Annotated in this window: 8 protein-coding genes; 6 read left to right on the top strand and 2 right to left on the bottom strand. The window is 53.7% G+C overall.

The features are described from left to right. Positions 1 to 405: 405 nt before the first annotated feature. The 6 genes from ggt (at position 406) to rfbC (ending at position 8,505) form a co-directional block, all read left to right on the top strand. Positions 406 to 2,163 carry a gamma-glutamyltransferase gene (ggt, locus tag QM579_RS01590; RefSeq protein ID WP_414997480.1) on the top strand — a complete coding sequence of 586 codons (1,758 nt, stop codon included), beginning with the start codon at positions 406 to 408 and terminating at the stop codon, positions 2,161 to 2,163. 570 nt (positions 2,164 to 2,733) lie between these two features. Further along, positions 2,734 to 4,131 (top strand): phosphomannomutase, encoded by a 1,398-nt coding sequence (locus QM579_RS01585; RefSeq protein WP_414997479.1) that lies wholly within the window; start codon positions 2,734 to 2,736, stop codon positions 4,129 to 4,131. Positions 4,132 to 4,282: 151 nt separating this feature from the next. Next, positions 4,283 to 5,698 carry a mannose-1-phosphate guanylyltransferase/mannose-6-phosphate isomerase gene (locus QM579_RS01580; protein WP_414997478.1) on the top strand — a complete coding sequence of 472 codons (1,416 nt, stop codon included), beginning with the start codon at positions 4,283 to 4,285 and terminating at the stop codon, positions 5,696 to 5,698. Positions 5,699 to 5,984: 286 nt separating this feature from the next. Then, entirely contained in the window at positions 5,985 to 7,076 is a 1,092-nt protein-coding gene (rfbB, locus tag QM579_RS01575) for a dTDP-glucose 4,6-dehydratase (RefSeq protein ID WP_414997477.1), read from the top strand. Beyond that, on the top strand, positions 7,073 to 7,966 hold the full coding sequence (rfbA, locus tag QM579_RS01570) for a glucose-1-phosphate thymidylyltransferase RfbA (RefSeq protein ID WP_414997476.1): 894 nt from the start codon (positions 7,073 to 7,075) through the stop codon (positions 7,964 to 7,966). The genes rfbB and rfbA overlap by 4 nt, the downstream gene beginning before the upstream one ends. Beyond that, entirely contained in the window at positions 7,957 to 8,505 is a 549-nt protein-coding gene (rfbC, locus tag QM579_RS01565) for a dTDP-4-dehydrorhamnose 3,5-epimerase (protein WP_414997475.1), read from the top strand. Before rfbA ends, rfbC begins: the two co-directional genes overlap by 10 nt. 145 nt (positions 8,506 to 8,650) lie before the next feature. Here rfbC and QM579_RS01560 read toward each other — a convergent pair whose 3' ends face one another. Further along, on the bottom strand, positions 8,651 to 9,790 hold the full coding sequence (locus tag QM579_RS01560; protein WP_414997474.1) for a double-cubane-cluster-containing anaerobic reductase: 1,140 nt from the start codon (positions 9,788 to 9,790) through the stop codon (positions 8,651 to 8,653). A 40-nt stretch (positions 9,791 to 9,830) separates the two neighbouring features. Continuing rightward, positions 9,831 to 10,289, bottom strand: a 459-nt coding sequence (locus QM579_RS01555) for an acyl-CoA dehydratase activase (protein WP_414997473.1), incomplete at its 5' end; no start/stop codon positions are given.

The raw sequence follows: 10,289 nt of genomic DNA, 5'->3' as shown, positions 1-10,289 counted from the left end.
CATAAAGAAAAGCGTAGCTATGGGGCAGCCGCAATATGATCGAAAGGGGGCTGGCTGAAGACGGTACCGTCAAGGCTAAAATCTTTGCGTCCATTTTTGCCAGATAGCCCCAGTGTATCCTTATGATGCGCCCATACGATACATCTGTGAAAATGAGGTTCCTGCTGATGGACTTGCAGCATTGCTCTACAAGTATCCAACACGTCGCCGCGCATGAGTAACGGAGTTTGGAAGGTTTGCCACAAAAATGTTTCATCTACCGGGAATTAAAACAAAAAAGTTCCATGTGATGGTAATAAAAAATTATAATACACTGAAATGATAAGACATTGCCTGTGGAATAAATAATGCAAATATCTTGGACGGTTGTACTCTGAAAACCTCTACTTCTGAAAGGAGTGCCTGATGTCCATGAGTTTTTTGTCCCTGGCAAGACGCAAAACATTGCCGGTTCTGTTGGTATGCGGCATGCTGCTGCCCGTGGCGGCAAGTCATGCGCAAGATGCGCCCCAGTATACGGCCACCATATCTGCTGCCACAAACCCGTTGAGCACGAGGGGCATTGTTACCTCACCCAACTACCTTGCTTCACAGGCCGGGCTTGAGATCTTACGCAAAGGCGGCACTGCTGTAGACGCGGCTATTGCCACAGCGTCCACACTGGCGGTGGTCTATCCGCAGATGTGCACCTTGGGCGGCGACAATTTCTGGCTGATCTACAATGCAAAAACTGGCGAGCTGAAAGCTCTTAATGCAAGTGGTCGCTCTGGCGAAAAAGCCACCATAGATTTTTATAAATCCAAGGGCGTATCCAAAATACCTTCACGCGGATACCTGGCAGCCAATACGGTTCCCGGTGTTGTCTCAGGCTGGGGGGCGGCTTACGAGTATAGCAAAGAAGGCATGAAGAGCCCTCTGCGCTGGAAAGACCTGCTGGCATCAGCCACTGACTATGCGGACAAGGGTTTTCCTGTAAGCACCTCGCTGGCTTTCTGGAGCAAGATTAACACCAATCCGGCTGACTCCGAATTTCGTAATCTTCAACGGTTTGACGCCTTTCGCAAAACCTATTTGCACGCAGATGGCAGCCCTTACACGGTTGGACAGGTCATGCGTCTGCCCGAACTGGCAGGCACCTTGCGCCAGCTTGCCGACAAAGGCTCAAAAGAATTTTACACTGGGGACATTGCCAAACGCATTGTGGCCGACTTGCAGGCCAACGGCGGCTTGCTGACCCTCAGCGACTTTGCGGCACACAAGGCTGACTGGGTAAAGCCCATATATGCCGACTACCGGGGCTACAAGGCCGCGAATTTTCCTCCCAATACCCAGGGCATGGCTTCGCTGGAAATTTTGAATGTTCTCAATAACTTTGACGTCAAGGCTATGGGCGAAGGCACGGCAGATTATTACCATGCGTTGATTGAAGCCACAAAAGAAGCCTTTGCCGACCGCGATAAATATCTTTCTGATCCTGATTTTGTAAAAATTCCGCTGGATTATTTGCTTTCGCCACAGCATGGCAAGGATCAGGCCGCGCGCATACGTATGGATAAGGCAGCTGAAAATCTGACGCCCCTTGACCCCAAGGGCGACACCATATGGCTTGGCGTGGTAGACTCAGACGGCAACGCCGTTTCATTGATCCAGAGCATTTATCACGATTTTGGATCGGCCATCGTTGCGGGCGGCACTGGTGTGCTGTTGCAGAACCGGGGCAGTTTTTTTTCGCTTGATCCAAGTCATGTGAACCATCTTGAGCCCCGCAAACGCACGTTTCATACACTTAATCCCGCCATGCTGCTCAAAGATGGCAAACCCTTTCTGGTGTATGGCACTATGGGCGGCGAAGGCCAGCCCCAGACCCAGGCCGCCATTGTCACACGTGTGGTCGACTTTGGCATGACCCCACAAGAGGCCATATCCGCGCCTCGCTGGCTCTATGGCCGTACTTGGGGTGCTGCTTCCAACGACCTCAAGCTTGAGGGCCGTATTCCTAAAAATGTTGCGGATGAGCTACACCGCCGGGGGCATCCTGTGCGCTCGGTTGAGGACTATACTGATACGATGGGCCATGCGGGAGCCATCCTTGTGGATCAGGCCAGCAAAGTGCTTCAGGGGGCAACCGACCCCCGTGGCGACGGCCTTGCCGCCGCCTATTAACCATAGCCTAACAAGCGAGCCTCCTGAGGCTTATGGCGCTGCAGAAGCCATTTGCAGCAAGCAGGCCCGCTAGCTGGAAGCCTCCATCCACAAGGGATGGGGGCTTTTTGATAGTGAAATCCTTGCTGTGTGGTGATTATGTCTTGATGCCTCTACTTTTGAACAGTGCTTGTGTTTGTTGTACGGCTTCATAGGAGAGTTACATTTGCGGTTATGGAAAGGCTTTGAGGCAATCATTGCCGGGAGGGTGGAGGCGAAGGCTGCATGTTTGTTCCACAGGCAGGCAAGCATTTCAAAATCGGCAGGGTATAGTTTGAAGCATTATCCGATAATGATGCGATGCTTTGTCCTTGTTCGCCTGGGGATTGTTTGTTAAATTACAGGCGCAATCACGGCACAGGCCAGATGAGGAAAATGTTGCAATTTTTTAAGCAACAAGGCGAGTTTGAGCTGAGTTTGCTTTTTATTTTGCCTGCCGGGAAAACATTTTCTGGCCAAAATCTATGCATTACTTTTTGCTGGCTTATAAAAGATTTTTGCAAACCCTAGATCCAAGGAAGTTCGCTGCGCATGCTTTCCTGCTTTAAAGCTTATGACATTCGAGGCCGGGTGCCAGATACGCTTAATGCGCCTTTGGCTCATGCATTGGGGCGGTCTGTTGTTGAGGTGTTCGGCGCACGCCGGGTTGTGGTGGGGCGCGATGCCCGCCTTTCCGGCCCGATTTTGCGCGATGCTCTGGCGAAAGGATTGAGCGCCGCTGGTGCAGAGGTTACGGATATCGGCCTGTGCGGTACGGAAGAGATATACTACGCAGCTGCCAATCAGCCTTTTGACGCTGGCATTATGATTACTGGCAGCCATAACCCTGCGGATGAAAACGGCTTCAAGCTCGTACGCGGCGGGGCCATTCCTGTTAGTGGAGACTCCGGTCTATTCGCCCTGCGCGACCATGTGCAAGGCCTGCTTGCCCAAAGCGGGGCATCTGCTGCAAATGAGGGCAATACCGCCATATCTGAAGCGTCGTTTCGGGCCAACTACATTCACTGGCTGCTGGAGTATAGCGGGGTAGCACAACTTGAGCTAATTCCGGGCCACAAGCCTCTCAAAATCGTGGCTGACGCTGGCAACGGTTGCGCTGGTCTTGTGTTGCGGGATTTGCAGGCATCGCTTCCTTTTGATTTCGTGTGTCTGCATATGGAGCCGGACGGCACATTCCCCAACGGTGTTCCCAATCCATTGCTGCCTGAGCGCCGCGCAGCCACCGCTGCTGCCGTGCGCGAGGCAGGAGCGGATATGGGCGTCGCCTGGGACGGCGACTTTGACCGCTGCTTTTTCTATGATGGCGAAGGCAATTTTATTGAGGGATACTACTGCATCGGCCTGCTGGCGCAGGAACTGCTGCGCCGTGTTCCCGGCGGCAAGATCGTGTATGATACGCGGGTGTACTGGAATACCCGCGAAGTCGTGCTGGCTGCCGGGGGGCAACCCATTATGGGCAAGACCGGGCACGCCTTCATGAAAGAACGCATGCGGGCCGAGGATGCCGTGTACGGCGGCGAGATGAGCGCGCATCACTATTTTCGGGATTTTGCCTACTGTGATTCCGGTATGTTGCCCTGGTTGCTTGTGGCAGGCCTGCTGCACCGCACTGGCCGTTCACTGGCGGATCTTGTGGCAGAGCGTATGGCAGCCTACCCGTGCAGTGGAGAAATCAACCGTCGCGTTCAGGACGCCCCCGGCCTTATGAAGCTGGTGCGTGACCGCTATGCGGAGATGGCTGTCTATGAAGACAGTATTGACGGTGTTAATCTTGAATTTGAAGATTGGCGTTTCAACCTGCGTATGTCCAATACAGAGCCCTTGTTGCGGCTGAATGTGGAAACCAGGGGCAATCGAACGCTTCTGGAAGACAAGACCGAAGAGATTTTGCACTTACTGAAAGAAAAGGGCGGGGCTGTACCCGCGTAAAAAAATCTCGCGCCAAAAGCGCAGGAAAGCTGTACTCTTGTCTCATAGTTACAGGCGGTGTAGTTTACGATGTCTGGCTGCACCTGCGCAGGATTTTTGTTCTACGCGCAAAATTAATGGCAGCATACTTGTGAGAATTGTGAGGATGTTCATGCCGGATATAGTTCCTGTCATTCTGTGTGGCGGCAGCGGTACGCGCCTGTGGCCCCTTTCACGTGAGACCTATCCCAAACAGTTTGTGGACTTGGGGGACGGAAGAACCCTGTTCAAGGATACTGTGCTCAGGGCTCGGCGCGCGCCGGAAAGCGTGGAACCAATCATTGTTTGTAATGAGGCTCACCGCTTTTATGTCACAGCGGAGCTTTACGCGAGCGGCGTACACGGAAAAATATTACTGGAACCAGCTCCCCGCAATACTGCTCCAGCCATAGCATTGGCGGCTTTTGCCCTGACAAGCGGCGGCGCAGACTCCCTGATGCTTGTACTGCCTTCGGACCATGCCATTGATGATGAAAGCTCGTTTTTTGAAGGTGTGGAGCGTGCGGCCAAGCTGGCTGCCGAAGGTCATATCGTCACTTTCGGTATAGAGCCCACAGGCCCGGAAACGGGGTTTGGCTATATTGAACAGGGCGAGAGCCTGGCGACTGAAGGGTTCAGAGTTGCCCGCTTTGTTGAAAAACCCAGCCTTGAAATCGCTGCGGGCATGCTGTCCCAAGGTGGTTTTTCGTGGAACAGCGGCATGTTTTTGTTCCGGGCGTCAGTATATCTTAAAGAATTGGAGCGGTATGCTCCCCATATCTACGCCAGCTGCCGCACATCCTGGGCAGAACGCAAAGACGATGGAGCCTTCTGCCGTCCAGACAGCGCCGCATTTCTTTCTTCACCGTCTGATTCCATCGACTACGCTGTTATGGAACATACGGATCTGGCGGCTGTGGTGCCGCTGCACACTGGCTGGAGCGACCTTGGCTCCTGGGAGGCCTTTTATCAGGCAGGCCAACCGGATGATTACGGCAATGTCTGCTCTGGCGACGTTATGGCCGAAGGATCGGAAGGCTGCTACTTCAACGCCAACCACCGTTTGCTGACGGCCATAGGCGTGCGTGATCTGGTAGTCGTGGAGACTCAGGACGCTGTGCTGGTGGCCCCGCGTGATCAGGTTCAGGATGTGAAGAAAATCGTGGGCCGTCTGCAGCGCGATCAACGAGCGGAGTGCAAGCAGCATCCCCTGGTGTACCGCCCGTGGGGAAGCTACGAAACGCTGGTTATGGACGGACGTTTTCAGGTCAAACGCATTATCGTCAATCCCGGGGCTGAATTGTCCTTGCAGATGCACCATCATCGCGCAGAGCATTGGGTGGTAGTGAACGGCACGGCGGAAGTGACCAACGGCAATGAGGTACGCTTGTTCTCTGAAAATCAGTCCACCTACATCCCTGTTGGCACAAAGCACCGCCTGAAAAATCCTGGTGTCATCCCCCTGGTGCTCATTGAAATTCAGTCCGGGGCATATCTGGGTGAAGATGATATTGTGCGGTTTGCCGATGTTTATGGAAGAGAAGGGTAACTGATTCTCTGCTGTCGAAGGCTCCAGGTGAACAGCTATTTTTATGGAAATTTGTTTGTTCAGCCTGTGTAATCTCGTACACCCTAGGCTTTTTTTAAAACTGGGTGTGGCTGTCCCTAAATGCGATTTTTGGCAGAATCCACGCCGCGTTGCAGCGCACTGCACTCTTGTGCAGCGTTAGAGCAGTTAAACTTTTTCAAAATTTAACTGCTCTAAACTACTGGATCCAGACGCTATGGATCAAAATGCAGTTATTATGACAGTCGCCTTAAATAAGGAAACAACCATGGCTTGCCAACTCGTCACCGGCGGTGCGGGCTTCATTGGCTCGGCTTATGTGCTTCAGGCCCGCCGCGCCGGGATTCGCATTATAAATCTCGACAAGTTGACCTATGCGGGCAATGCAGCAAACCTGTCTCCACTGGCAGATGACCCGGATCATATTCTGGTGCGCGGTGATATCGGCAATGAGGAGCTGGTGGCTTTTTTGCTCCAGACTCACAAGCCGGATGCCGTGGTCAACTTTGCTGCTGAAAGTCATGTGGATCGCTCCATTGTCGATCCGGACGCCTTTGTGCGCACCAACGTGCTGGGCACATCGGCGTTGTTGCGTGTGGTCAAGGACTGGTGGCGTTCCCTGCCTGCCGATAAGGCGGCAAGTTTTCGTTTTCTGCATGTATCCACCGATGAGGTCTACGGTGCGTTGCAGCCCGGCGACCCGGCTTTTACCGAAACCACCCCATACAGTCCGAACAGCCCATATTCTGCCTCCAAGGCCGCCAGCGACCATATGGTGCGCGCCTTTCACGAAACGTATGGCCTGCCGGTGCTGCTGACCAATTGCTCTAATAATTACGGCCCGCGCCAGTTCCCTGAAAAGCTTATTCCGCTGATGATTCTCAATGCGCTGGAGGGCAAACCCTTGCCCGTATATGGCAAAGGGGCCAATATTCGCGACTGGCTGCATGTGGAAGACCACTGTTCAGCCATAGCCCGGGTGCTTGAGGCGGGCCTTGTTGGCCGCTCATATAATATTGGTGGTCACGCCGAACGCACCAATCTTGAGGTGGTGCGCGCCGTCTGCTCGATTTTGGACGAACTGGTTCCCCAGGCGCGCGGGCCTTACGCAGAACTTATAGCTTACGTAACGGACAGGCCCGGTCACGATTTTCGCTATGCCATTGATTGCTCCAGAATTGAAAATGAACTGGGCTGGAAGCCAGTGCACAAATTTGATTCAGGCTTGAGAGAAACCGTAAAATGGTATCTTGATAACAGCGCCTGGGTTGCGCACGTGCGCAGTGGCGCATATCGGGACTGGCTTGCCGTCAATTACGGGCAGCGCAACGGAGCAGATGGTATGGGAGGCGCGCGATGAACCAGTGGAGGGGCATCATTCTGGCCGGAGGATCAGGCTCGCGTCTCTATCCCTTGACCCTGAGCGTGAGCAAACAGCTCATGCCCATCTACGACAAGCCCATGATTTATTATCCGCTAGCCACGTTGCTCATGGCTGGCATTCGCGACATCTGTCTTATCTCCACGCCGGAGCATTTGCCGCTGTATCGGGCTTTGCTGCATGACGGCTCGCAATGGGGGTGCTCGATACACTATGTTGAGCAGCCCCGCCCGGAAGGTCTGGCACAGGCCTTTCTCTTGGCAGAAGATCATATTCGCGGGCACAATACCTGCCTTGTGCTTGGCGACAATGTTTTTTTTGGCCACGGCATGCCGGAACTCACGCATGAGGCTATGGCGCGGTCCAGCGGGGCTACCATTTTTGGTTATCATGTACGTGATCCGCAACGCTACGGCGTAGTGGAGTTTGATGAAAACCGCCGCGTTGTGAGCATTGAAGAAAAACCTCTGAAACCCAAGTCAAACTTTGCTGTCACAGGGCTCTATTTTTATGACAGTGACGTGGTGAGTATCGCCCGCAATGTGCGTCCTTCGGCGCGCGGCGAGCTGGAAATAACGGACGTCAACAATGCCTACCTTTCCCGTGGCGATCTGCACGTTGAGCTTGTGGGCCGCGGCATCGCATGGCTGGATACAGGCACCCACGATTCACTCATGGATGCGGGAGCCTTTGTGCAAGCGGTTGAAAACCGCCAAGGGCTCAAGGTGGCCTGCCTGGAGGAAATTGCCTGGCGCAATGGCTATATTTCGTCTGATGATGTGCGCGCCCTGGCGCGGCCCATGGCCAAGACAGGTTACGGGCAATATTTGCTGGATCTTGTAGATGCGGGCATAGGACAATGGAAATAGTTGTTACTCCCATTGCGGGGGTTTTACTCATCAAGCCCAAGATTTGGGGCGACGCACGCGGATATTTTGTCGAAACCTGGCAACAGGAACGCTACGCAGCTGCAGGCATTGATCTGCCCTTTGTGCAGGACAATCACTCAAAATCAACGTACGGCATTCTACGTGGTCTGCATTTTCAAAAAGCACGGCCCCAGGGCAAGCTGGTAAGCGTGTCTCTTGGCAGCGTATTTGATGTGGCTGTAGATATTCGGCCCGGATCTCCCAGCTTCGGCCAATGGTACGGTGTTGAGCTGACGCAGGACAACCAGTGGCAGCTGTGGGTGCCGCCGGGGTTGGCGCACGGCTTTGCCGTCACCAGTGAATCCGCCCATTTTCACTACAAGTGCACTGAATATTATTGCCCCGAAGACGAAGGAGCCATCCGCTGGAATGACCCGGATCTCGGCGTGGTCTGGCCAGTGGATCAGCCTGTGCTGTCAAACAAAGACAAAATTGCGCCGTCCTGGCAGGAATTTCAGGCGGGTCTTGGCGCAGATTGATCTACCAATGCGCACATGAAGCACAGCGTTTGACGCGTTTGTATAAAATAAAAAGCTCCCCGCCAGAATGGGGAGCTTTTGGTTTTCTCTGTTACGCAAAGGTATTGAAGCGGAGCTTATGGATGCCGCGTGCTTCCGCGTCTTCTTACAACATTTCCAAAAATGCCTCGATGCGAACCTTGAGCTGTTCGGTATCGGTTTCAGAGTAGTCGGTTTCCACCCGAAGATAGGGCAACCCCAGGTCATTCTGCACAAATTTTTTCAGGGTCCAGGCTTCCACTGCATAGGTCTGACAGCCCTGCCATGTCAGGTCCATTACAGCATCTGCCGAAAAATCAGCCGCCATCTGGCGCAGAGCGTCATAACGGTTGGGATTGGGCGACATGACGGCACACGGCACTTCCAGGTAGCGGCGGGCCATCACGGTCAGCGGGTCGCCATCTTCTTCCATCATGACGCGGGTTTTTTTGTAGGCAGAACAGTTGTCCAAGCATACCACGCTGCCGCCGCATTCCTCAATAAGGCGTACTACCTTGTGCGACCCCATGCCCACAGGAACGCCAGTCAGCAAGATACGTGGAGCATCAGGACTGGTTGTACCCTGACCCTCGTCGGCCAGACGGCCCATTTCTTCCGCCAGATCTTCCAGCATGGCTATGCCAACTTCCTTGTCGGGAAAGAAGGACGTTTTAAAGGCGATCTCCACCAGTTCAACACCAGTAACAGGCGATGGCTTGCGCTGTGCCAGATCCATCACAGCCTTGAGAGCCAAACGCTCGCGATTCATAAGCACGATGGCTTCGCGCAGTTTTTCGTCGCTGATGGTTACGTCAAACTCTTGTTCAAGGCGGCGTACCAGATCTTCAAACTGTTTACGCCAGTAGCCCAAGGCGTCATCATTCTGAATTTGCGGTAGCTGCAACAGGGCAATGGGTTTATAGGACGCAAGCAGTTCATACATTTTTTTCTTGCCGTCACAGGTGGTGTCGGCCACCACAATGTCGGCAGCAGCCAGATAGGGACAGCTGTCCTTAAGGGCAAATCCAAAGCTGCTCTTGATCAGGGGGCAGAGAGAGCGGGGCAGGATTTCTTCCGCTGCGGGTATGGAGTCATTCTTGGTGCCGCAGAGCGAAACCGGAATGGCCCCGGCGGCCAGCGCAATTTCCGAAGGTGAGTAAAGGCAGAATTGTCCAACTACCTTTTTGCCGTTCTGTTTGGCCTCCGTAAGGTTGAGCACATTTTTTTCAAAGGCTGTGGTGATTTTGTCAAAACTGGCGCACTTCATGATTGCTCCTTGGTTTTGCCCTGCTTTATCGGGCTGTTCCTTACTTTTTTCGCTCAAATCGCTGCACTGCCAGAAGGGCCGCGCCCAGGGCACCTACAAGTTGCGGCTGCTCAGGCACCTGCACGGTCATGTCGAGTTCCTGAGCAAGAAAATTGCAAAATGCCGGGCTGGTAGCCATGCCCCCCGTAAAAACACATTGGCCGGTAAAGGCGATGCGGCGGGCAAGGCCTCGCATGCGTCTGGCTATGGACACAAAAACTCCGGCGGCCAGATCGGCTGGCGCTGTTCCTTGAGCCAGCAAACCGACAATTTCTGTCTCGGCAAAAACAGCGCACATGCTTGATATGGGAACGGGCTTGCCGTTGGCCGCGGCTTTTCCCAGTTCATCGAGAGGCATACCCAGAATTCCCGCCAGTACTTGCAGAAAACGTCCGGTGCCTGCCGCGCATTTGTCGTTCATGACAAAATCACGCACGCCGCCGTTTTCATCCAGACTGAT

Origin of the sequence: Desulfovibrio sp. (genome assembly GCF_047607245.1) — a bacterium.
Classification (GTDB): Bacteria; Desulfobacterota; Desulfovibrionia; order Desulfovibrionales; family Desulfovibrionaceae; genus Desulfovibrio.
The sequence above is the reverse complement of the archived record's forward strand: the minus strand, read 5'-3'. Positions and strand labels throughout refer to the sequence as shown.